The sequence below is a fragment of the Thermostichus sp. MS-CIW-23 genome, from assembly GCF_054059455.1.
The window spans coordinates 19,455-40,175 of record NZ_JBSSCC010000015.1 but is presented as its reverse complement, the minus strand read 5'-3'; the positions used below and the strand labels follow the sequence as shown (position 1 = coordinate 40,175).

Genomic DNA, 20,721 nt, shown 5'->3' with positions numbered 1-20,721 from the left:
TACACTTAGTTAACGAAGTTTCTCAGGCCTGGGCGGCGCTTGCTTGTGTGGCGCACTCCAGAGGCTTGTTGTAAATGAGTTTTGAGACAAAGTTTCCCGAACGTGCTCTGATTACAGGGGCCAGTCGAGGGATCGGCAGAGCGGTAGCCCTAGCCCTAGCCCGACAAGGGATAGCGGTGGCTCTGGTGGCCCGCTCCCAACCTGATCTGCTGGCGGTGCAGGCCCAAATCCAAGACCAGGGGGGTAAGGCAGCGGTTTTTCCCATGGACTTGGCCGACTTAGCAGCTCTGCCCCAGCAGTTGCAGGCTCTCCTGGATCGATTTGGCGTCTGCGATGTCTTGGTCAATAATGCGGGCATGGCCCACGTTGGCCCTTTGGCCACCTTACCTTTGTCGGATTGGCAGCGAGTGATCGACTTGAACTTGACGGCAGCTTTTCTGTGTGCCCAAGCCGTACTTCCCGGAATGCGCCGGCAGCGCTGCGGCACGATTGTCAACGTCATCTCGATTGCGGGCAAGCGAGCTTTTCCCAACTGGGGAGCTTACTGTGCCAGCAAGTTCGGCCTAATGGGCTTTTCTCAAGCTTTGGCCGAAGAGGAACGACAGCATGGCATTCGGGTCACCAGCCTGTGCCCTGGTGCGGTGGACACGTCCCTCTGGGATACGGGCACGGTAGGGGTCAACTTCGACCGTTCCAAAATGCTCTCGCCGGAATGGGTAGCCGATTTGATTACCTATATTGTTCGGTTGCCCACAGGTGCGGTGGTGGAAGATCTCACCTTCATGCCTGCGGTGGGAGCCTTTTAGACCTGGCTGGTTTGGGGTTGCCCGTGACTTGGGAGGGTTTTGGCTATCGCAGCCTTTGACTGGATGCCCCTTGAGCTGAGTTGCATGCACCGAGTTCTCTTAGCCTTTCGTTAACCAAGGAATATCCTGCTATGACCCTTGCGAAACCCGGATCTGGCTCGCAATCTCGAATGGATGACAAAGCCCATTTCAAGTCTCGGGTGATTCGAGATCGAGCCACTTTTGCGGAAGAAGAATTGGGTAGCTCGGATGTCTCAGATCCGGCTATGGTGGCGGCGGTGGAGACGCTGCTGCGGGGGATCGGGGAGGATCCCCAACGGGAGGGGCTGCGAAAAACCCCGGAACGAGTGGTTGCGGCTTTGAAGTTTTTGACCAGTGGGTATTGGCAGTCTTTGGAGGAGCTACTGAACAGTGCCATCTTTGATGAGGGCCATGACGAGATGGTGCTGTTGCGGGATGTGTCTCTGTTTAGCCTGTGCGAGCACCATCTGCTGCCCTTTATCGGCAAAGCCCATGTGGCCTACATCCCCAAGCAAAAGGTGGTGGGCCTAAGCAAAATTGCCCGTATCGTCGAGATGTACTCCCGCCGCCTGCAGGTTCAGGAACGCCTGACACGGCAAATTGCTGAGGCCTTGATGGAGGTGCTGGATCCCTACGGGGTGGGGGTGGTTATCGAGGCTACCCACATGTGCATGGTGATGCGGGGGGTACAAAAGGCCGGCTCCTGGACGGTCACCAGCTCGATGGTGGGGGTGTTTCAGGAGGATCCCCGTACCCGTGAGGAGTTTTTGAGTCTTATTCGCCATCCGTCCAATTTTTAGGGAGCTTCCCGGAGCTTTGCCGGTGGTTGGGTTGAGTTAACCCTCTGCTCAGGCTGGGAATACTAGCCTAAGATTGACTCAAACCCTGCCAGAAGCGAGGCCCGTCATGAGCGAGGTCAGCCCTGAAAATCAATTTCCCACCGACGTGGAGTCCGATTGGAAGCCCCCGGCTCCGCCGGTCATGCAGCGTCCGCCTCGTCCGGCTGCTCAAACGCCCCCGGTGGAGCCTCCAACGCAACTGGATCCGGTGCTGGGTTCAGCTTCCCAAGGGATGGGATCCCGGCCTGTCAACGCCAAAAGCCCCCCCAACCCCATTCTGGGTCGGCCCCTTCCGCCTGGTGTGGCTGTCGCTCCCCCTCAGGTACCGGTGCCTGTGCCGGGCTCTGCCGCTTCTCCTCAGATGCCCCCGCCCACCCCGGCTCCGGCTGCTGCTGCTCGGCCTCCAGTGCCGCCGCCCAGCCCCAATCCTGCTGCCCCGCCTTTTGCGCCACCAGCTCGCCCAACGGCTGCCGGTCGGATCCCAGTGGCCCCGGCTACTCCTGCGGGCCTGACCCTGCGCCAACTGGTGCAGGAAGCCTATGACAAAGGCTACTCAGATATTCATTTGGGGGTAGGAGAAGTGCCCCGCTTTCGGGATCGGGGGCAAATGCTTTTGACCAACTACCCGGTCACCACCACCGAGATGTTCTATGGCTGGCTGCGGGAAAGCCTGCCGGAGAGCCAAATTCGCCAGTTTGAGGAATGTTTGGAACTGGATACTGCCATCCAGTACGAGGGTTTGGTGCGGTGTCGGGTCAACTGCTTTGTTTCCCTGCTTGGCCCGGCTATGGTGATGCGTCTGATCCCGTTGAAAATTTTGACGCTGGAGCAGTTGCGGGCGCCGGAAGTCTTGAAGCGCATTGCCGAAGAGCACAAAGGCTTGGTTTTGGTGACCGGCCCCACCGGATCCGGTAAGTCCACAACCTTGGCAGCGATGGTGGACTACATCAATTCCAACTTTCCCAAACACATCATTTCCATTGAGGATCCCATCGAGTTCGTCCACCAGAGCAAGAAATCGATGGTGCGGCAGCGGGAGGTCGGGATCCACACCCTGGAGTTTGCCAATGCCCTGAAAGCCTCTCTGCGGGAAGATCCGGACATCATCTTGATTGGGGAGATGCGGGATCGAGAGACAGTGGATATTGCCCTGAAGGCCGGCCAGACGGGCCACTTGGTCTTTGGAACCCTGCACACCAACAGCGCCGTCCGCACCATCGAGCGTCTGCTGGGGATTTACAAGCCGGAAGAACAGGAGCCGATGCGTCTGCAGCTGGCAGAAACCCTGGTGGCGATCATCGCTCAAACCCTGGTGCGCACCACCGATGGCAAGCGAGCTGCGGCCCACGAGATTATGCGCAACACCGATGCCATTCGGGACTACATCAAGCGGGGGGCGGTGGATGAAATTGAGGAGCTGATCGCCGACGGCTCCTATGAGGGCATGTGTACGATGAATCAGTCTCTGTTTAGGCTTTACCAAGAGGGGCGGATTACCGAAGAGGTGTGTCTGGAGGCTGCCCCGCGCCGCAATGAGATGGCCCAATGGCTGCGAGGCCGGATCTAGGGCCAGTCTCGAGATGGAGTCATGCCAAAGTGCTTGAGGGAAGGTTTGCCCTATCCTAAACTGGGAGCAGCCGGCGGCGCTGGCTTGCCGAGCTACCTGCTCATCTCTTGGGCCGACCTTGGGCTGGGGGGATGGGTTGCGAATTGATGAACCGAATTGAAAGCAAGTTAGAAAACAGGAGAATCCCTACCGTGAGCGTGATCAACCAGATCATCGAGACCGCGGATGACCAGCTGCGTTACCTCTCAGTTAGCGAACTGGAAGCCATCAGGAATTACATGACCACCGGCGAGAGGCGCTTGCAAATCGCTCAGGTGTTAGCAGAAAACAAAAAGCGCATCATCGACCAGGCCCAGAAGCAGCTATTCGCCAAGCGGCCCGAGTACGTGCAACCCGGTGGCAATGCCTACGGTGACAAGCGCTACAACCAATGTTTGCGAGATTACGACTGGTATCTGCGTCTGGTGACCTATGGCATTATTGCCGGCAGCAAAGAGCCGATTGAGTCTATCGGCCTGATAGGGGTGCGGGAAATGTACAATGCCCTCAACGTACCCATCGCCGGCATGATCGATGCGATTGTCTTTTTGAAGGAAGCTGCCCTCAGCTTGTTGGAGCCGGCGGCAGCCGCTGAAGCCGCCCCTTACTTTGACTACATCATCAATGCCATGAGCTAGGGAACTACAGGGATCCCAAGGCAGCCCGGGCATGTACGGCCACCTGTTCTTGGGAATCCTGGGCCAGCCGGGTCAGTCCGGCGCGAGCGGCTTCTGTTCCCAACTTGGCCAGGGCAATGCAGACGCGGTAGCGCAGTTGCCAGTCGTCGGAATCAATGAGGGGATCCAGGTAGGGGATGGCCCGCGGATCCCCCAGATCGCCCAAGGCAGCGGCAGCGGCTGTGGTGATCAGCTCGCTCTTGTCCTGCAAAGCTTCCACCAGAGTGTCGAAGGCGGCAGGGTTCCCCAGCTCTCCCAGGGCAGCGATGATGCTAAACCGTACCAGCCACTCCGTTTCTCGCCGATAAGCTTCCAGGAGATCGGCCAGGGCCTGTGGCTGCTTGAGATCCCCCAGGGCAGCGGCGGCAGCAGCCCGCACATCGAACTCCGGATCCTCTCGCAAAGAGCGCTGCAAAATGGGCAACAGTAGGTTCGGATCGACGCCAGACAGGGTGCCCATCTGGCTGATGGCAGCATAACGGACGCGGGCATTCTCGTCGTGAATCGCTCGCTGCAGCAATGTCAGGGCTTCTGGCCCAGGCAGTTCTCTGGCTTTGTTGACAGCGCGCAGCCGATTTCCCAAGTCTTGTGAGTTCAACAGCTCCAGCAAAGCGGGCAGTGCCGGAGGATCCCCAGAGGTTGTTGTCATATCCCATTCTCTCCATAACCCTCCTCGGCCATAGCGAGGGAGGAAAAGCCGATGTTATTATCTTGAAGCAGTGCATCCAGTCCCTTGATCTTATGGCCTTATTGCAACAAGAGAAGCAGCAGATCATTGAGAGCTATCGACTGCACGACACCGACACCGGTTCTGCCGAGGTTCAGGTGGCTCTGCTCACCAGTCGCATCAACCAGCTCTCTCAGCACCTTCAGAGAAACCCGAAGGATTTCAACTCCCGCCGCGGCCTGCTGATGATGATCGGTCGTCGCAAGCGTTTGCTCAACTACATCGCCAAGCATTCTCCTGACCGCTTCCGGGAGCTGGCCGAACGGCTGAACATCCGGGTGAAAAAGTAGGCAGCCCATCCAAAACGCTATCGGAGATCTGTCTTCGTGGGCAAATCCAGCCGCCAGTCCAAAACCTTTCGCCATCGCTCCCCCTCCGCCTCTGTTGAGGTGGAGAAGAAGCCGGCCAAGAAGGAGCCTGTTGCCGTGATTCCCCCTGAGGTCAGCCGGCGGATGGTGCGGCGGATTCTGGTGTTTTCTGGGATCCCTTCTGGGCTGGGCCTGAGCAGCTTTTTTGTGAATTACTATCTCTTGACCAACCATGTGGTCGCTCTGCCCCCTTACTTCACCTTGGCGGAGTCGCTAACTTTGTTTGGCCTTGGTTTTTTGGGCATCAGCTACGGTGTGTTCTCAGCTTCCTGGGATCCCGAGCCGGGATCCCTGCTGGGAATTGGAGAATTCCGGCGCAATTTGGGCAACATCATCCAACAGTGGCGGGAATCTGCTGCTCGATCTTCTGAATCTTCTGACTCTAGGGAAGCCTAACTGCTCTCCCGTCGCCTTTTCCAGGCCGGTTGCTGCCTACAATCAAGAGGGATCCAAGTCCATTCTGGCGGCAGCGGCTACCCCCAGTTCTCCAGCATGAAAATAGCCTACTTCGACTGTGCGGCGGGCATTGCCGGCGATATGTGTCTAGGAGCCCTGCTGGATTGCGGGGTGCCTTTGGAGTACCTCAACCGTCAGCTCCAGGCGTTGGGCATCGAGGGGGAATATAGCCTGCAGGTGAGCCGGGTGCAGCGGTGTGGGCAGCCTGCTCTGCAAGCTGTGGTGGAGGTGCTGGGATCCCAGAGTGGGGGATCCCCTGCTCGGCATTGGGCAGAGATTCAGGCTTTGATCGCGGGATCCCAGCTTTCCCCAGCCATTAAGGCCCGCAGCTTGGCGGTGTTTGAAAAGTTGGCGCAGGCGGAAGCAAAAGTCCATCAGATGCCTGTGGAAAAAGTGCACTTTCACGAAGTGGGGGCAGTGGATGCTTTGGTGGATATTGTCGGCACTTGCATTGGCCTGGATTGGCTGCAGGTGGAGCGGGTGTTGTCATCCCCCCATCCTATTGGGGGCGGCTGGGTGAGCACAGAGCATGGCAAATTGGCCGTGCCGGTGCCGGCGGTGATCGAGTTGTGGGAAATGGGCCGCGTGCCGGTGTTCAGCAACGGGGTGGAAGCCGAGCTGGTGACCCCCACAGGAGCAGCCTTGGCTGTGGCGTTGGCGGAAGAGTTTGGCCCCTGTCCGCCGATGCGGGTGGAAAAAGTGGGGCGTGGGGCCGGTGCCCAAGAGCTGCCCATTCCCAACGTGTTTCGTCTGTGGATTGGGGAAGCCGATGGGGGAGAGCTAACGGAAACGGTATCGGTGTTGCAGACCCAAATTGACGATCTCAACCCCCAAGTGATTGCCTACACCTGCGAGCAGTTGTTGGCCCTGGGGGCCTGGGACGTGTTTACCCAGCCGATCACCATGAAACAGGGGCGACCGGGGATCCTGCTTACCGTCATCTGTCCGCCGGATCGGGTGCCGGAGTGTCAAGATCTCATCTTCCGGGAGACCACCACCCTGGGCATTCGCCACTTCCAACAGCAGCGCACCCTGCTGGAGCGGGTCATTGAGCGGGTGGAAACCCCTTACGGCCTGGTAGACATCAAGGTAGCCCGCCACCATGGCCGCATCGTCAACGCTCAGCCGGAGTTTCGCGACTGTGTGGCCCGCGCCCAGGAGTTTCACGTGCCGGTTCAGACGGTGTGGCTGGCGGCCCAATCGGCTTGGCAAAACCGGTTGCAAGGTTGAAGAGACACTGAACCTGTTCCACCCCCAATGAATCCGCTCCTGTTGAACACAGATTGGCACCCATGGCCTGCTAGCCTGGGAGATGTCGATCTTGCTCTCTCCGCCGACCGCAAAAATGGAATCCCAAGCCTCTCAATTTAACTTCGACCGCAAACTGTGGGATCGGTTTATCACCGTGGCCCAGCCCTACTTTTACCCCAGAGTGCGCTATGGGGGCTGGATCTTTTTGGGCTTGCTGGCAGCGGCCATGGTGTTTGTGGTTGCCCTGATGTTCTTTGTGGAGATTGGGGTGACTTTGGTCGGTCAGGCCCTGTTCCCAGAGTTTTTTACCAATGTGGCAGCCGGATTGGTGGCCCAAACGGAGAGAAACTTGTCCTCGCCGGTGCTGTGGGTAGCCGCGATCAGCTTGGCTCTGAGCAGCCTTTGTTTTGGGGCGGCGTGGCGGCAGCTTTGCCAGCGCTGGTTGCAGTGGGCGCTGCTCACCTTTTTGCTGTTTCTGTCGCTGACGGTCAACCGGCTGAACGTGATGATTAGCTTTATCTTTCGGTTTATCGACACAGCTCTGCAGCAAAAAGAAGAGCCCACTTTCTGGCAGTTTTTGATTATTTATGGAGTGCTGATTATCTCAGCCATTCCGATTTTGGTGATCTACCGCTACACTCGCCTCAAGCTAGGGCTGTTTTGGCGAGAATGGCTGACCGATCATTTTCTGGATCGCTACTTCAATCAGCGGGCTTACTACGAGCTGGATTCCAACGCCGCCAACACCGAAATCGACAACCCCGACCAGCGCATTTCCGAGGATGTTCGCTCCTTTACCGGCACCACCCTCTCCTTCCTGTTGGACATTCTCGACTCGATTCTCACCCTCTATGCTTTTACTGGCATTCTCTATGGCATTTCTCGTCCGTTGGCGTTGGGGCTGGTGGTCTATGCCACCATTGGTACCGCCATTGCCATTTTGGCTGGTCGCAAGCTGATCAAAATTAACTTCGATCAACTGCGCTACGAAGCCGATTTTCGCTACAGCTTAGTGCACGTGCGGGATAATGCCGAGTCCATTGCCTTCTACCAGGGAGAGGATCAAGAACTCAGGCAAATTTTGCATCGCTTTGGTGCGGCCTTGCGCAATTTTAATTTGCTGATCATCTGGCAGGCCATCATCGATATTTTCCAATACGCCTACAACTATTTCACCCGCATTGTGCCCTATGTCATCGTGGCTCCCCTTTATTTCAGCGGCGTGCGAGACTTCGGCACCATTACCCAAGCCACCATTGCCTTCAGCCAGGTGTTGAGCGCCCTCTCCATTGTGGCCAACCAGATTCAAAGCATTTCCAGTTTTGCCGCTGGGATCAACCGCTTAGGCTCCTTTCACGAGTCTCTGGAAGATCCGGCGCTGCGCCACACCGGCGCTCGGGAAAGCAACATTCAAACTCGCATTGCCCAGCAATTGGCGCTAAACCACGTCACTTTGCTCACCCCCAATTCAGAACGAACCCTGGTGCGGGATCTCTCCTTCGCCTTGGAAGCCGGCCAGCGGCTGCTGATTGTCGGTGTTAGCGGCAGCGGCAAAAGTTCCCTGTTGCGGGCCATTGCCGGCCTATGGACCAACGGCCAGGGATCCATCGCCCGCCCAGATACTCAGGAGATGCTCTTTTTGCCCCAGAAACCCTATATGCTGCTGGGATCCCTGCGGGATCAACTGCTCTATCCCAAACGCCGCCGAGACCTCACCGATGAAGATCTCATCCGAGTCTTGGCCCAGGTGAACTTGGGGGACTTGCCGGAGCGGGTGGGCGGCTTTGATGTGGAGAAAGATTGGGCCAGCACCCTCTCCCTTGGGGAGCAGCAGCGCCTTGCCTTCGCCCGCATTTTGATCACCCAGCCCCGCTACGCCATCTTGGACGAGGCCACCAGCGCCCTGGATGTGGCCAACGAAAAACTGCTCTACCTGCAACTGCAACACTTGAACACCACCTACATCAGCGTCGGCCATCGTCCCACCCTCTTGGCCTACCACGACCTGGTTTTGGAGCTGCAGGGGAATTGTGCCTGGCAACTGTGGTCGGTGCAGGAGTACGGTGCCCGCCTAGCCCTGGCCAGCTAGCAGCGCCGACATCTCCAGCTGACTCAAATGACAAGCTTTGCGGGTTTGGAACAAAACCCGGATAGGAGGCTGACTTTTCCAACTGGACGCTCTTCAAAGGAGGTGATAGCTTGTTATTCACAAGTATTCCGACCGGTTTACTGGAGATTATCAATGCCCCCCATGATCCCATCCGAGGCCAAGCGTTCCAAGGTGGAGCAGATCAAGGCAGACAGCCACTTTCTACGGGATCCCCTTCAGCAGGAGCTGGCCCAAGACACCACCCATTTCAGCGAGGCGGCGGTGCAGGTGCTCAAGTTCCATGGCGCTTACCAGCAGGATGACCGGGATCGGCGGCAGCAGCGAAAGCAGGAGGGGCTGGAGCGGGCCTATTCGATGATGTTGCGCACCCGCATCCCAGGGGGACACGTGCCCCCCCAGCTTTACTTGACCTTGGATCGGCTGGCCGATGAGTACGGCAATGGCACCCTGCGAGCCACAACGCGGCAAACCTTTCAGTTGCATGGGATCCTCAAGAAAAACCTCAAGGCCACCATAGCCAGCATTCTCAAACAGATGGGATCCACCCTGGCCGCCTGCGGCGATGTCAACCGCAACGTGATGGCACCGGTGGCCCCCTACAAAAATCGCCCTGCCTATCGCTATGCCCAAGAGTATGCCCGCAAGCTGGCGGATCTGTTGGCTCCAAAAACCTCTGCCTACTACGAGATCTGGGTGGATGGGGAGCCGGTTCCCATCCCGCCGGTGGATGAGGAAGTGGTGGAAGCCGAGAAGTTTGTCGGCAACGGGGTGAGGTTAGAGGGCCCAGAACCCCTGTATGGCCCCGTCTATTTGCCCCGCAAGTTCAAGACAGCCATCACCGTAGCTGGGGAAAACACGGTAGATGTGTACTCCCAGGACCTGGGCTTGATTGTGCTCACCGACCGCAAGGGCAACCTCAAGGGCTTCAACATTGTGGTAGGTGGCGGGATGGGGCGTACCCACGGCAAGGAAGAAACCCAGCCCCTTTTGGCCCAGAAGCTCTGCTTTGCCCCTCCGGAGGCGGTGTATCGGGTTTGCCAAGCGGTTTTGGCCGTGCAGCGGGACTACGGCAACCGGCACGATCGCAAGCAGGCGCGGCTGAAGTATCTGGTGAGAGACTGGGGGATCCGCAAGTTTCGCCGTGTGGTCGAGCAGTACCTGGGGGAGAAGTTATTGCCCTTCCGGCGCATGCCCAAGTTTGTCCCCAACAGCGACGACTACCTAGGCTGGCACGAGCAGGGGGATGGCCGTTGGTTTTTGGGCATCTCCATTGAAAATGGCCGCATCCAGGACACCCCAGAGCGACAGCTCAAGACGGCACTGCGCCGGATTGTGGAAGCCTTTTCTCTGCACGTGCGGCTGACCCCCACTCAGGATTTACTTTTCATCGACATTGCGGAGCAGCAGCGGGATGCCATCAACCAGATCCTCAAATCCCACGGGGTGCTTTCCAAGGAAGAGATCCCTCAACTGGTGCGGCTGTCGATGGCCTGTCCGGCGCTGCCCACTTGCGGCTTGGCCATTACTGAGTCGGAGCGAGCTTTGCCGGGGCTGGTGCGCCAGTTGGATCAGCTGTTGCAGGAGCTGGATCTGCAAGATTCGCCCTTCTTGGTACGCATGACCGGCTGCCCCAACGGCTGTGCCCGACCCTACCTGGCCGAGCTGGGATTGGTGGGATCCGCCCCCGATGGCTACTACCAGATTTGGCTGGGAGCCAGCCCGCAGGGGGATCGCCTGGCGCAAGTGTTTCAGGATCGGGTACACATCAGCCAGATCGTGCCGCTGATGAGAGTTCTCCTGCAGGCCTACAAGCAGGAGCGCCGTCCTGGCGAGAGCTTTGGAGATTACTGCCATCGGGTGGGGATCCCCTATTTGCAGGCCCAAGTTCAGCAAAGGGATGGCGTTTTTGCCTAAAGGGATCCCTCAAAAACGAGACCAAGCCTGTAGCCATTCCCGGAGCGCTTCCAGCCATCCAAGCGGTTCAGGCTTGGTTGCTTCTGGAGCTTGCTCCTCGCCAGTCGGCAAGCTGACGGGGTTGGGATGCACCCTGTAGACTCGGATGGGTTTGGCGTTGGGAACGGGTTTCACCGAAAGAGGCTCCACCTGCAGGAGTTGCCCTTCCACGGCTCGATACACAGCTGCCGAGATGAGCAACCGGGAGCTCTGTTCCTCAGACTGTTCCCCCCCTTGCGAAACATCCTCAACCGACTCCAGCCAGGTGGCAACATTGACCGACTTGCCAAAGGCAGACAGCCGCTGCGGATCTTGGGGATCAATGGGGAGCAGAAGAACCGGGCCGTGGTGGATCCCGAGGGTGAGCTTAACCTGGGGGTAGGAGAGTTGCCGCAGAGACCTATTCAACTCCGCCGCCGACTGTCCAAGCGCCAATCCCGCCTGCAGTGCCTGCTGTACGGCCAGCTCGGGTTGTTTTAAGCCAAACAAAGCCAGACTTCTCAGCCCGCTCTGGTTGGCCAGTACTCCCCCATATTGCTGCACCAAGGCCCCCATTTGGGCGAAGTAGCGACCCAAGGTGTAGACAACATCGTAGGGAAAGTTCTCCTCGTCGAAGTTGGCCGTCCCCCGCAGGGAAGCGCTGAGAATGGCGGCGGTAAACTACCCGACACCCGCGCTATGCGCAGGGTGCGGGCTTTATCCCAATCCCTAGCGGCCCCAGAGGACAGCTAAGTTTCGGAATTTCAGGCGAGTTTACAGTCGCCCCAAGGAGAGAGATTACTTGAGCAGCGTTATGGTCAGCATCCCCTTCCCACCCACAATGTCCACACTTGAACGACTTGCCATTGCGGTAGGATTTACCCCGCTCAGGGTGGATGTGCAGGCATTTGTGGCAGGTCTGACTGGTATAGGCAGGCGGCACCAGCACCACAGGCACCCCAGCAATGGCAGCCTTGTAGGCTACAAACATCCTGAGCTGGTAGAACGCCCAGTTGTTAGTCCTGCGCCGCTCAGTCTTGCTCCGAGGTTTCTGATTCAAGCAATCTCTGATCCCTGTCAAGTCTTCAAAAGCCAGTGCTGCACCAATAGCCTGGGCATCTCTGACCAAGGTTTTGCTGATGTTGTGGTTCAGCCATGTCTGGTAGCGCCGTTCTCTCCCAGAGAGCCTTCTCAGCAGCCTCCTAGAGCTGCGAGTGCGTTTGGATTGAACCTTGGCGCGTACACGGCTGAACCGGTCACGGACGGCCTGGATGTGCTCTCCACTCCAAGAGCGCCCGTTGCTAGCGGTGGCGATATCCCGCCTGCCCAAGTCAACTCCGATTACCTTTGGAGTTTTGCCGGTTGGGGGAGTGTCCAGCTCAACAGCGATGTTGATGTAGTAGTCCCCTTGCTTGGTCTTGGACAGAGTAGCGCTGGTGGGCGTTTGCCCCTGCAGCAAAGCGATTTGATAGCTGCCAATCTTGAGCTTGAGCCAAACCCGTCCGCTCATCAGGGTCACGCCCACGGCTTGGTCGGACTCTCGGTACTTAAAAGTACGAGCGTCCAAGGTCAGGCTGGTGGGGCGGAACTTGTGGACTTGCTTCACCGCCTTGGCATTGCTAATCACCCGACGGAGCGCCTGACAGACGTGGTTGGCTTTCAGCCCCGTTGCTGCCCTTACCGGCCGATAGACCAAGTGGTGCAGCTTGGCGGTGTTCCAGCAGTTCTTTTGTTTGGCGGTGTCGAGAATCTGGTTGCAAGCGTTCGCAAAGCCCTGCAAAGTGCGGTCAATTTCTTGACGCAACTCTTGTGGGACTATCAGCTTGCAACGTACAGAGATAGTCTGGCTCATGGGCTTATTGTAGTTTATCCAGACTTTTGACCAGCAAACCTATATGGAGGAGGGCTTTCCTCCCGACACCAAGCCTGCGGCTATGGTGCGGGCCTCCAGCCCGAAAATTTGGTGATCCGCATGGTTAAGAGGGAGTGAGGGGTGGCAAAAACGTTCAGCAATACCTAAACTCGGTACGGCATTGCCCTCCCCTTGGATGCTGTTTTCAAAAGTTTTGGGTATTGGGTAACCTCACCCCGCAGCCTGCCCCGGCGCCGATGATAGAGTACAGAGGAGTCTTCTGCGCGAGCCCTTTATGCCTCAGTCCAAACCCCAAGAATCCCCAGCCCGCAAGCTCCTCAACATTTTGCTGCTGGTGGTGGGCACGGTAACTTTCTTGGGCTTCTCCTTTGGCCCGCTATTCCAGGCCCTCGGGCCTTCCGAATCTCCAGAGGCCAGCCTGGTAACCGAGCAACTGCGGGCCCAGGCAGACGGCTATCGCGTCGTGCTGGAGCGGGAGCCGGATAACCCCATTGCCCTGCGGGGGTTGATCGACACCCAACTGCAGCTCAACGAGCCGCAAGGGGCCATTGAGCCGCTGAAGAAGCTGGTGGAACTGGAGCCCAAAAATCGGCAACTGCGAGCTTTTTTGGCCCAAATCCAACAGGATACGGGGGATTTTGAAGGGGCATTAGAACAGCTCCAGATCCTTTACGAGGGGGATCCCAAAGATGGCCAGGTGCTGCAGCAGTTGGTGGATGTGCAGCTAACCCTGGGCCGCACCTCTGAGGCCATTGCCCTGCTGGAGAAGCATCTTGAAGAAGTGCCGGAAGATAATGATGTACGTTTGCGCTTGGCCTTTGTCTACGCCCGCAACAACCAGACTGAGAAAGCTGTAGTCCTCTACGACAAGTTGATTGCGGCGGATCCCAGTGATTTCACTCCCGTGCTCGGCAAAGCCATAGCCCTCAGCTCTGCCACCGATGAAAACCTACGGGCAAAAGCGCCTGAGCTGTTTGAGCAAGCAGCCCGGCTGGCCCCGCCCCAAGTTCGGGAGCAAATCCAGCAGCAAGCAGAGATTTATGCTCAGGTGAACCGGCCCCAGACGGTCGAGAACCAAAACAGCAACCCCTCCCCCTGAGCAGGTTTTCAACCGTTAGGCTAATCCAGGTGTTGAGAAGCTGATCCCTGACGGTTCTCAGTTGACCCGATAGGGAGAGCTACGGAAAAGACTCAAGCGCCTTTTCTACAGAGGGGTAGATTTCGTAAATGGTATCCAAACCGACGATGGAGAAGAGCAGCTTGACTTGCTCCTGCAGGCCGCAGAACTTGAGTTGATAGCCTAAAGTGCGGCAATGGCGATGCGCCCAAACCAGAACCGACAACCCCATGCTGTCGATCAGGCTAACCTGACTAAGATCCAACAAGAAATGTCCCGGTTTCTCGGTGAGAATTTGGCTTAGCTCTTTCCGTACCTCGCGGGCAATCGCGGCGTTGAGCCTTTCACTGTGCAATTTCACAACCGTAACAGGGGATCCCTTGTGGCTGAGCTGGATGAAGACATCCATGAAAAGCCCGGCAGGTTTGACGGGGGATGGGCACAGGCACGATGCAACCAGACTGATTTTGAATTGCTAAATCACCATGAGTATGAGTTTGTCCTCCCTGGGCTTCTCTTGCAAGCATTCTTGGACACTTTTCCCTTACAGGTTAGAACTGGCATGAACGGGATCCCTGCCTGGGCTGGAGATGCTGCCGCCCTGAGCCTATTGGTTATGCAAGTGCCGATGCTGGCGGTGCTGCTGGCGCGGCTGCTGCCCTCTTTGCGGCGCCCTTCCCCTCTGCCTCCCGGTCAGCCTGGGATCCCTTTGCAGCCGGGCTTGGTCAGCGTGTTGTTGCCCACCCTCAACGAAGCCGAGCGCATCGATCCCTGCCTGGAAGGATTGCACCAACAGAGCTCCGTCCTGCGGGAGGTGCTGGTGGTGGACAGCCGCTCTCAAGATGGCACCCCCGAAAAAGTGCTGCAGATGGCCAAGCGGGATCCGCGCTTCCGTCTGGTAACCGACGATCCCTTGCCCAACGGATGGGTGGGCCGCCCCTGGGCCTTGCACTATGGATTTCTCCAGTCGGATCCGGCCTCTGAGTGGATCCTGGGCATTGATGCCGATACCCGTCCCCAGCCAGGATTGGTGGAGCGCCTGCTGGAAACCGCCCAGGCCCAAGGTCTGGATCTAATCACCCTGGCACCGCAGTTTATCCTGCAGCACTGGGGGGAAGGCTGGCTGCAGCCGGCTCTTTTGGTGACCCTGATCTATCGCTATGGGGCAGCCGGAGACAGGGCTACCCTGCCGGAACGGACGATGGCCAATGGGCAATGTATGCTAGTGCGCCGGTCGGTGCTGGAAGCCATGAACGGCTACACGCTGGCGCGGGCCTCCTTCTGTGACGATGTCACCTTGGTGCGGCAGATTGCGGCAGCCGGCTTTAAAGTAGCTTTTTACGACGGTCGGCACCTGCTCAAGGTGCGCATGTACACTTCTTTTGGCGAAACTTGGCGAGAGTGGGGCCGATCCCTCGATTTGAAAGATGCCACCCCTGTGGCCCAGTTGTGGGGGGATATAGCTCTCCTCGTCCTCACCCAAGGGATCCCTGGGCCGGTGGTTGTAGGGCTGTTGGGCAAAGCCGGGATGGGGTTTCCCTTTTCCCTGACGGAGCAGGTGCTGCTGGGGCTTAACCTAGGCTTACTGATTCTGCGCTTAGGTGTACTGCTGGGCATTCGCGGCTCCTATCAGGATCCCCCTTGGACGTTCTGGATGTCGCCTCTGGCGGATCCCTTGGCCGTTCTGCGGATAATCCTATCTGCCCTCAGCCGGCCCCGCTCTTGGCGCGGGCGCACCTACTAGGAGAGCCCTCAATCGGCTATTGCCTCGGGATCCACGCCCAACTCCCGCAATTTCGCGGCTAGGCGCTGCTGTTCCAGACGGGCCTGTTCGAGAGCTGCCTCTGCCGCCTCGGCCCGTTGCCGTTCCTGTTCAGCCCGCTGCCGCTCCTGTTCGGCCCGCTGCCGCTCCTGCTCTATATGTTCACTCCCCCACAGCAGCAAACTCCCATCGGCAGTCCACCACCGCAACCAGTTGGCTTTGGTCTCGGCTTTTTGTCCCCGCCACACCCCCAAAAACAAGCCAATCTCCGGGATCCAGTAGCGACGGTTTTCATCCGCCGATACAGGGGTATAGCGGCCATTCTCCAGGCGGTAGACATCCAGCTCACCGGTTTTGGGATGAAAGATTACATAGACAGGCACCTGCAAAATGCGCTCGTAGAAATACCATTTTCCATAGGGATAGTGGGGATTGATGGAGTACTCGCCGCCCTCGGTTTCGGAGATGAATTCCATCACAATCGCCGGGGGATTCCCTTCTAAGTGTGGGGTATAGCTGCGGCGGATCTCTCCTTCGGGAATCGGCTGTACTGCGGGCACATAAACCCAGTCGGGGGCTTTCACCACCACCTTGTCCCCGACAGTGCTGCAAAGGCCAAAGTTGGAGGCGATCAAAGCCTGGGCAGGGATCATCTGAGCGAGTTCCAATGCCTCACGCAGAGCAGCAGCCAAAAGGGGCTGTAAGGTGCTTTCCACAGGCTCATCCGGCAAGGGAAAGTCTTCCGGCAGTTTTTCCCATCGAATGGGAGGTAGGGGCGGGGTGAGCCGAACAGGAGAGAGGGTCATGGCTTAGGATACTCATGGTGAGAAGGTACATGAATGCCTTTTGAATAACTCAAAGCACTTGCTGATATCAACCCCAGGCAATTCCACAAGGCTGTTGCAGGCTAGGACGGATTCAGTCATCTCGACTGCCAATCCATACGGTTGAGATATGCTTGGGGGCAATGAGCAAGTTTTTCGGCGTCTTCCTTGGATTCAGCAAGAGAGCGTATGCCAGAACTTGAACCCACTTCTGCCCACATCCTGGTGATCGAAAGCGAATCCAAGCTGGCCCGTTTCCTAGAGACCGAGCTGGCCGGTGAGGGATATCGAGTCAGTGTGGCCAGCGATGGCACGGCGGGGTTGGCGGCAGCCCGCAACCATAGCCCTGACTTGGTGCTGCTGGACTGGATGTTGCCCGGGATCTCAGGCCTGGACCTTTGTCGGCAGCTGCGCTCAACGGGCAACCGCGTGCCCGTGGTGCTGATGACCGCCAGAGATGAGGTGGCGGATCGGGCAGCAAGCTTGGACGCTGGGGCGGATGACTACGTGGTCAAGCCTTTCAGCATTCAGGAGCTGCTGGCTCGGATACGGATCTATTTGCGGCAGCCAAGGCGATCCCGCGACGGCCAGTTGGTGTTCATGGATCTGATTCTGGATCCCGTAACGCGGGAGGTAACCCGGGGAGAGCGACAGGTGGAGCTGACGGCCAAAGAATACGACCTGTTGCGCTACTTGATGGAACACCCCCGTCAGGTGCTCACCCGCCAACAGATCTTAGAGCATGTGTGGGGCTGCGACTTCACGGGCGACTCCAATATCATCGAGGTCTATATTCGCTACTTGCGCCTCAAGATCGAAGGCCCAGGGGAGAAGCGCCTTATCCAGACGGTGCGCGGGGTAGGCTACGTGTTGCGCGATTGACATGCCCCCCGCCCCAAAGAGCAAGGATTCTGGTTCCTGGTTCTGCGACAGCACTTAGCTGTATCAGGTTTCCCCTCCACGACGGCGGTGCCTATCTCCCCAGTCGTTCCCCCAAGCGCTCCGCGCCGCTAGCGTGAAAGACTTGGCCAAGTGGTGATTTCTCACCAAGTTCTGCACCTGCAAGTCCTCATAAACCACAATGTCGTGAGACGTTCCCACACACTGGGCTAGCTCAATAACCAGGTCTCTACGCTGGCGCCAGACTTTGATTTGGTTGAAGTGTACCTCGCCAAGCCGCTTCCTCTACTTGTGGTAGTTGCTGTATTGAGGTTTTACCCCCTTCCTATTCACGCCAGCGGGCCGTGGGCCTAACTTTCTGCTCAGTCTTCTTTGCTGTTGCTTCAATCTCCTTTCGGCACGACGCAAAAACTGGAGACACGGCACAGCTTGCCCACTGCTGTCGCCCACATCCAGCCCCACCACCTGGCCGGTGTACTCTGTCGTCCAAGGCTTGGTACTGCGCTGGAGTGGCGTTGAGGAGTTTGGCTTCTCTGACCAGCGTGGGTGTATCTTATCGCAGGTCTAACAGGGCAAAAGCCGTCCTGGAAGGGCGGGGCTTCAGGCCTAGCTTCTTGGTAAAGTTTGGAACTGCCCGCATTCGGGATTGCCTTAAACTTCTCTTAAATCCTGTTTCACAGGTAACTGCTAGCATGAGGCCAACTTCACTCCCACCCCCGGAAAGGAAGGCCTTTATGAACTGGCTGATGCTGCTTGGTCTGCTTTGTCTTCCTGCCTCTCTGTTTTCGTTTGTTGAGTATTTGCGCTCCCAAAGGTTGGTTCAACAGCTCTCTGCAACTCGGTTGCTCAAGATAGCCGAGCTTCGCCATCTCGGTCAGACCAACCCCCAGGCAAAAGGAGCAAACTTGGCTCAAGTTTACGGCAGGGTTGTGTGCGATCGGCCTTTGGTATCGGAACTTTCGCGACAGCCTTGCGTCTACTACAAGTCTGAGATCTCTTGGGAGTATGACGAGATCGAATGCTATCGAAGGTATTTGAATAGCCAAGGCGATGTAGCGTATAGCGAACGGATCAGCGAAGGCGAATATCAGAACGCTCTACGCTTGGGATCCCGAGCAAAATCCTATCCGGGGGAGATGGTCGGGAAAAAGCCCGGCTTGGGCTACTCTGACTCCGGTTCTTTTCAGAAAAGGGTTGATCCCGACTACTCTAATTCTTTTCCACAAAAGCCCAACCCTGGCTACGCCGGTTCCGGTTCTTTCCAGAAAAAGCCTGGTTACCCCAACTACCCCCAGCAGCTTGGCTCTCCAGGCTATCCTCAAAAATCGCCGTTTTCCGAAGTAAGCTCTCCCCAAAAACACTACGCCAACGTGTATTACGATCCGAGCACAGGTCGGGAATATCTCCTTGAAAGAGAGACGAGAACGAGAGACGAAACCCTTCACTCGGTGGTTCGCCAGATCCCTTTTTTCATCGAAGACGAAACTGGAAGAGTGAGGGTGGATCCCACAGGTGCGGAGATAGAGGCTATGTCGGTTGTGGATGAGCATATTTTTCCAGGAAAAGGGTCCAGCCGGTTCAACTTCAATCTCAAGCGCTACCTTTCCGGAGTGAGAACAGAAAATCGCTCCACCCGAGCTTTTATCTATAAGGAATGGGTGATTCCGGTGGATGCGATGGCGTTTACCATGGGGCAGGTGCGTTTTGAGGCAGGGGATCCCGTGATCCGAAAACCCCTTTCTGGGGAAAGGTTTATGATTGCCCCCAAATCCCCTGAAGCCCTCTTGGAAGAGCAGCGCTCCAATGCCAGCAGCTACCTGGTGGGATCCGTCGTCCTGCTGGGTATCGGCATTTTCACCGTGCTCCACCTGCTGCAATCCTTGCAGCCTTATCGCTAGTTCCTGCCCAGGCAGAGGGAAGCCTACTGCCACTCACAACGACAAACCCAGCTTGAGCCCAAGCAGGGCATGGGCAAACAGTACACATAGAATGAGGCTGCCCACATAGGCATGGGTGGTGCGCAAAGCAGCGCGGTTGCCCCCAAAGCCGCTGAGGGACAAAGCTCCATTCACCGCCAACAACAGCAACACCAGGGATCCCGTCCAAAAATGGGGGCTGCTCAACAGGGGCTTCCCTTGCATCACCAGAGAAAGAAGGCCGCCAGTGTAGCCCAAGGCAATGAAGGTGGCCATCCAGGGGGCCAATTTGCGGTGGTCAAGCAGAGGCTTCTGGGCCGCTTCCGGCAGGGATCCCTCTGGCGCTGTGGAGGCGGCTGCCAGACGCAAGGCCCGTCCTCGCCACCCAGTCAGGCCGACAAAGCTGCCCATCACCACCACCACGATCCCCATCATCAAGGGGTGACCCCATTGCACAATGGGTTGGGGCAAGTTAAGGCCGGCAAAAAACTGGGCTACGGGCTGCAAGGTGGCGGCTAACCCATCCGAAGCTGCCGACAGATCCGGCAAGGCCAAGCTCAACAGGTTCATGGCGCTCCCTCTACCTCCGCAATAAATCTACAGCTGCTTAACAAATCTACAACACCCCAATTCTAGAATGGGAGGACATCAGTGATCTCCCTCAATTCGTTGAAGGGAGGACGTCAGCTGACCCATGCCAGCGGGAAGCTTCTGGTGGGCACCTGGCAACGGTAGAATGTTTGACGATGAAGCTGTGGTTGTGGGCGGCTCTCCCGCCACTGAATGCTGAGCAAAACGGAGTTGTTGAGATGGCCAAGTTGTTGTTGGGGGATCAAGCCTTTGAGGTCGAGCTGCTGACGGATGTGCCCACCAATTGGCCGGGAATTAAAGTCATGTCTAAGGGGGCCAAGCTGGACATTCCAGCGGGAACTGTGGTGAAGGTGGAGGCCGAGGATGACCACATAGCCGGCTCCTATAAGGTGGTCTATCGTTTGGCGCCTGCCTATCCCCGCAGCTGGCGGCTACTCCTGGAGCGGGAGAGCGTCGCCACGGCGCCTCAGGTGGCATCGGCTCCAGAACCAGAGGTTGCTCAGGCCAGCAGCTCAGAAGGAGGGCTGCCCAATAGCGATAAAATCTTCGCCATCAAGGTATCCGGCCTCGTGGGAGGAGGTGTGCGCAGAAGTGTTGTCGAGTACAAAGTGCCCTTCAGCCGCCTTTCCCAAGAAGTGAAACGGATCACCCAAATGGGAGGCAAGATCGTCAGCATTGCCGAGTCCAATCTGCTAAGCACCCTTGAGTAGCGGGCGGCTTCCTGGGAGGTTCTGGGTTCTTTCAGGCCACCCGTCCAGGCCGTTCTGGTTCAAACAATTTCAACGAGGGATCCCTGTAGAAAGCATGCGGCGATTTCTCCCCTATCCCCAACCTGAGGATGGGGTGGTAGGCTGGCGTTGGTTTTGCCGTTGCCTGGAAGGCTGCCTTTTCCTGCTGTCCTGGGGGTGGGCTTTGGGTAGGAAAAGGCGTTCCGGCGAGGGCTGA

20 protein-coding genes and 1 pseudogene are annotated in these 20,721 nt (G+C 57.6%); 14 read left to right on the top strand and 7 right to left on the bottom strand.

Translation table 11 applies throughout. The features are described from left to right. Positions 1-74: 74 nt before the first annotated feature. From ACVW0B_RS07190 to apcD, 4 genes and pseudogenes are all read left to right on the top strand, one after another. Positions 75-806 carry an SDR family oxidoreductase gene (locus tag ACVW0B_RS07190; protein ID WP_414341872.1) on the top strand — a complete coding sequence of 244 codons (732 nt, stop codon included), beginning with the start codon at positions 75-77 and terminating at the stop codon, positions 804-806. A 251-nt stretch (positions 807-1,057) separates the two neighbouring features. Then, positions 1,058-1,627: pseudogene (gene folE, locus ACVW0B_RS07185) on the top strand (GTP cyclohydrolase I FolE); the annotation flags it as partial. A gap of 271 nt (positions 1,628-1,898) precedes the next feature. After that, positions 1,899-3,233, top strand: coding sequence for a type IV pilus twitching motility protein PilT (locus ACVW0B_RS07180; RefSeq protein ID WP_457441953.1), 1,335 nt, complete (start codon positions 1,899-1,901; stop codon positions 3,231-3,233). Positions 3,234-3,424: 191 nt separating this feature from the next. Next, the gene (gene apcD / locus ACVW0B_RS07175; protein WP_011431857.1) at positions 3,425-3,910 is read left to right on the top strand and encodes an allophycocyanin subunit alpha-B; all 486 of its coding nucleotides are present in this window, start codon (positions 3,425-3,427) and stop codon (positions 3,908-3,910) included. A 4-nt stretch (positions 3,911-3,914) separates the two neighbouring features. Here apcD and ACVW0B_RS07170 read toward each other — a convergent pair whose 3' ends face one another. After that, positions 3,915-4,598 carry a HEAT repeat domain-containing protein gene (locus tag ACVW0B_RS07170; protein WP_414329553.1) on the bottom strand — a complete coding sequence of 228 codons (684 nt, stop codon included), beginning with the start codon at positions 4,596-4,598 and terminating at the stop codon, positions 3,915-3,917. A gap of 92 nt (positions 4,599-4,690) precedes the next feature. On the opposite strand from ACVW0B_RS07170, the gene rpsO reads away from it, so the two are divergent. The 5 genes from rpsO to ACVW0B_RS07145 all read left to right on the top strand — a co-directional run bounded on the left by rpsO (position 4,691) and on the right by ACVW0B_RS07145 (position 10,775). Continuing rightward, positions 4,691-4,966 carry a 30S ribosomal protein S15 gene (gene rpsO / locus ACVW0B_RS07165; protein ID WP_011431855.1) on the top strand — a complete coding sequence of 92 codons (276 nt, stop codon included), beginning with the start codon at positions 4,691-4,693 and terminating at the stop codon, positions 4,964-4,966. Between the two features lie 36 nt (positions 4,967-5,002). Continuing rightward, positions 5,003-5,440: a photosystem II biosynthesis protein gene (locus ACVW0B_RS07160; protein ID WP_457491319.1), complete on the top strand. Its 438-nt coding sequence runs from the start codon at positions 5,003-5,005 to the stop codon at positions 5,438-5,440. Between the two features lie 96 nt (positions 5,441-5,536). Continuing rightward, positions 5,537-6,730 carry a nickel pincer cofactor biosynthesis protein LarC gene (gene larC / locus ACVW0B_RS07155; protein ID WP_457491318.1) on the top strand — a complete coding sequence of 398 codons (1,194 nt, stop codon included), beginning with the start codon at positions 5,537-5,539 and terminating at the stop codon, positions 6,728-6,730. An 82-nt stretch (positions 6,731-6,812) separates the two neighbouring features. Further along, positions 6,813-8,840, top strand: coding sequence for an ABC transporter ATP-binding protein/permease (locus ACVW0B_RS07150; RefSeq protein WP_457491317.1), 2,028 nt, complete (start codon positions 6,813-6,815; stop codon positions 8,838-8,840). 153 nt (positions 8,841-8,993) lie between these two features. Next, positions 8,994-10,775 carry an NADPH-dependent assimilatory sulfite reductase hemoprotein subunit gene (locus tag ACVW0B_RS07145; protein WP_457491316.1) on the top strand — a complete coding sequence of 594 codons (1,782 nt, stop codon included), beginning with the start codon at positions 8,994-8,996 and terminating at the stop codon, positions 10,773-10,775. 9 nt (positions 10,776-10,784) lie between these two features. Here the strand turns inward: ACVW0B_RS07145 and ACVW0B_RS07140 are convergent, their stop codons facing one another. After that, positions 10,785-11,462: an adenylate/guanylate cyclase domain-containing protein gene (locus ACVW0B_RS07140; RefSeq protein WP_457474372.1), complete on the bottom strand. Its 678-nt coding sequence runs from the start codon at positions 11,460-11,462 to the stop codon at positions 10,785-10,787. A 28-nt stretch (positions 11,463-11,490) separates the two neighbouring features. Next, positions 11,491-12,645, bottom strand: a complete 1,155-nt coding sequence (locus ACVW0B_RS07135) for an RNA-guided endonuclease InsQ/TnpB family protein (RefSeq protein WP_457491315.1) — start codon at positions 12,643-12,645, stop codon at positions 11,491-11,493. A 295-nt stretch (positions 12,646-12,940) separates the two neighbouring features. Here ACVW0B_RS07135 and ACVW0B_RS07130 point away from each other — a divergent pair, with 295 nt between their 5' ends. Beyond that, on the top strand, positions 12,941-13,765 hold the full coding sequence (locus tag ACVW0B_RS07130) for a tetratricopeptide repeat protein (RefSeq protein WP_457474411.1): 825 nt from the start codon (positions 12,941-12,943) through the stop codon (positions 13,763-13,765). A 79-nt stretch (positions 13,766-13,844) separates the two neighbouring features. On the opposite strand, the gene ACVW0B_RS07125 is transcribed toward ACVW0B_RS07130, so the two are convergent. Further along, entirely contained in the window at positions 13,845-14,192 is a 348-nt protein-coding gene (locus tag ACVW0B_RS07125; RefSeq protein WP_457491314.1) for an STAS domain-containing protein, read from the bottom strand. 153 nt (positions 14,193-14,345) lie between these two features. On the opposite strand from ACVW0B_RS07125, the gene ACVW0B_RS07120 reads away from it, so the two are divergent. Next, entirely contained in the window at positions 14,346-15,527 is a 1,182-nt protein-coding gene (locus tag ACVW0B_RS07120; protein WP_457491313.1) for a glycosyltransferase, read from the top strand. 8 nt (positions 15,528-15,535) lie between these two features. Here the strand turns inward: ACVW0B_RS07120 and ACVW0B_RS07115 are convergent, their stop codons facing one another. Then, positions 15,536-16,351, bottom strand: a complete 816-nt coding sequence (locus tag ACVW0B_RS07115) for a Uma2 family endonuclease (protein ID WP_457393272.1) — start codon at positions 16,349-16,351, stop codon at positions 15,536-15,538. Between the two features lie 207 nt (positions 16,352-16,558). Between ACVW0B_RS07115 and ACVW0B_RS07110 the strand changes: the two genes are divergently transcribed. Beyond that, positions 16,559-17,251: a response regulator transcription factor gene (locus ACVW0B_RS07110; protein ID WP_457393274.1), complete on the top strand. Its 693-nt coding sequence runs from the start codon at positions 16,559-16,561 to the stop codon at positions 17,249-17,251. A 63-nt stretch (positions 17,252-17,314) separates the two neighbouring features. Here the strand turns inward: ACVW0B_RS07110 and ACVW0B_RS07105 are convergent, their stop codons facing one another. Next, on the bottom strand, positions 17,315-17,470 hold the full coding sequence (locus ACVW0B_RS07105) for a hypothetical protein (protein ID WP_457491312.1): 156 nt from the start codon (positions 17,468-17,470) through the stop codon (positions 17,315-17,317). Positions 17,471-17,961: 491 nt separating this feature from the next. Between ACVW0B_RS07105 and ACVW0B_RS07100 the strand changes: the two genes are divergently transcribed. Further along, positions 17,962-19,167, top strand: a complete 1,206-nt coding sequence (locus tag ACVW0B_RS07100) for an E3 ubiquitin ligase family protein (protein ID WP_457491311.1) — start codon at positions 17,962-17,964, stop codon at positions 19,165-19,167. 33 nt (positions 19,168-19,200) lie between these two features. On the opposite strand, the gene ACVW0B_RS07095 is transcribed toward ACVW0B_RS07100, so the two are convergent. Next, positions 19,201-19,755 (bottom strand): DUF4079 domain-containing protein, encoded by a 555-nt coding sequence (locus tag ACVW0B_RS07095; protein WP_011431843.1) that lies wholly within the window; start codon positions 19,753-19,755, stop codon positions 19,201-19,203. A 239-nt stretch (positions 19,756-19,994) separates the two neighbouring features. Here ACVW0B_RS07095 and ACVW0B_RS07090 point away from each other — a divergent pair, with 239 nt between their 5' ends. After that, positions 19,995-20,486, top strand: coding sequence for a phycobilisome linker polypeptide (locus ACVW0B_RS07090; protein WP_071818135.1), 492 nt, complete (start codon positions 19,995-19,997; stop codon positions 20,484-20,486). Positions 20,487-20,721 lie beyond the last annotated feature (235 nt).

Coding starts and splice junctions, on each gene's coding strand:
- ACVW0B_RS07090 (WP_071818135.1), top strand. CDS start 19,995: ATGGCCAAGTTGTTGTTGGGGGATCAAGCCTTTGAGGTCGAGCTGCTG.
- ACVW0B_RS07130 (WP_457474411.1), top strand. CDS start 12,941: ATGCCTCAGTCCAAACCCCAAGAATCCCCAGCCCGCAAGCTCCTCAAC.
- ACVW0B_RS07115 (WP_457393272.1), bottom strand. CDS start 16,351: ATGACCCTCTCTCCTGTTCGGCTCACCCCGCCCCTACCTCCCATTCGA.
- ACVW0B_RS07170 (WP_414329553.1), bottom strand. CDS start 4,598: ATGACAACAACCTCTGGGGATCCTCCGGCACTGCCCGCTTTGCTGGAG.
- ACVW0B_RS07145 (WP_457491316.1), top strand. CDS start 8,994: ATGCCCCCCATGATCCCATCCGAGGCCAAGCGTTCCAAGGTGGAGCAG.
- ACVW0B_RS07190 (WP_414341872.1), top strand. CDS start 75: ATGAGTTTTGAGACAAAGTTTCCCGAACGTGCTCTGATTACAGGGGCC.
- ACVW0B_RS07135 (WP_457491315.1), bottom strand. CDS start 12,645: ATGAGCCAGACTATCTCTGTACGTTGCAAGCTGATAGTCCCACAAGAG.
- ACVW0B_RS07125 (WP_457491314.1), bottom strand. CDS start 14,192: ATGGATGTCTTCATCCAGCTCAGCCACAAGGGATCCCCTGTTACGGTT.
- ACVW0B_RS07120 (WP_457491313.1), top strand. CDS start 14,346: ATGAACGGGATCCCTGCCTGGGCTGGAGATGCTGCCGCCCTGAGCCTA.
- larC (WP_457491318.1), top strand. CDS start 5,537: ATGAAAATAGCCTACTTCGACTGTGCGGCGGGCATTGCCGGCGATATG.
- ACVW0B_RS07100 (WP_457491311.1), top strand. CDS start 17,962: ATGAGGCCAACTTCACTCCCACCCCCGGAAAGGAAGGCCTTTATGAAC.
- ACVW0B_RS07110 (WP_457393274.1), top strand. CDS start 16,559: ATGCCAGAACTTGAACCCACTTCTGCCCACATCCTGGTGATCGAAAGC.
- ACVW0B_RS07095 (WP_011431843.1), bottom strand. CDS start 19,755: ATGAACCTGTTGAGCTTGGCCTTGCCGGATCTGTCGGCAGCTTCGGAT.
- ACVW0B_RS07180 (WP_457441953.1), top strand. CDS start 1,899: ATGGGATCCCGGCCTGTCAACGCCAAAAGCCCCCCCAACCCCATTCTG.
- ACVW0B_RS07150 (WP_457491317.1), top strand. CDS start 6,813: ATGTCGATCTTGCTCTCTCCGCCGACCGCAAAAATGGAATCCCAAGCC.
- rpsO (WP_011431855.1), top strand. CDS start 4,691: ATGGCCTTATTGCAACAAGAGAAGCAGCAGATCATTGAGAGCTATCGA.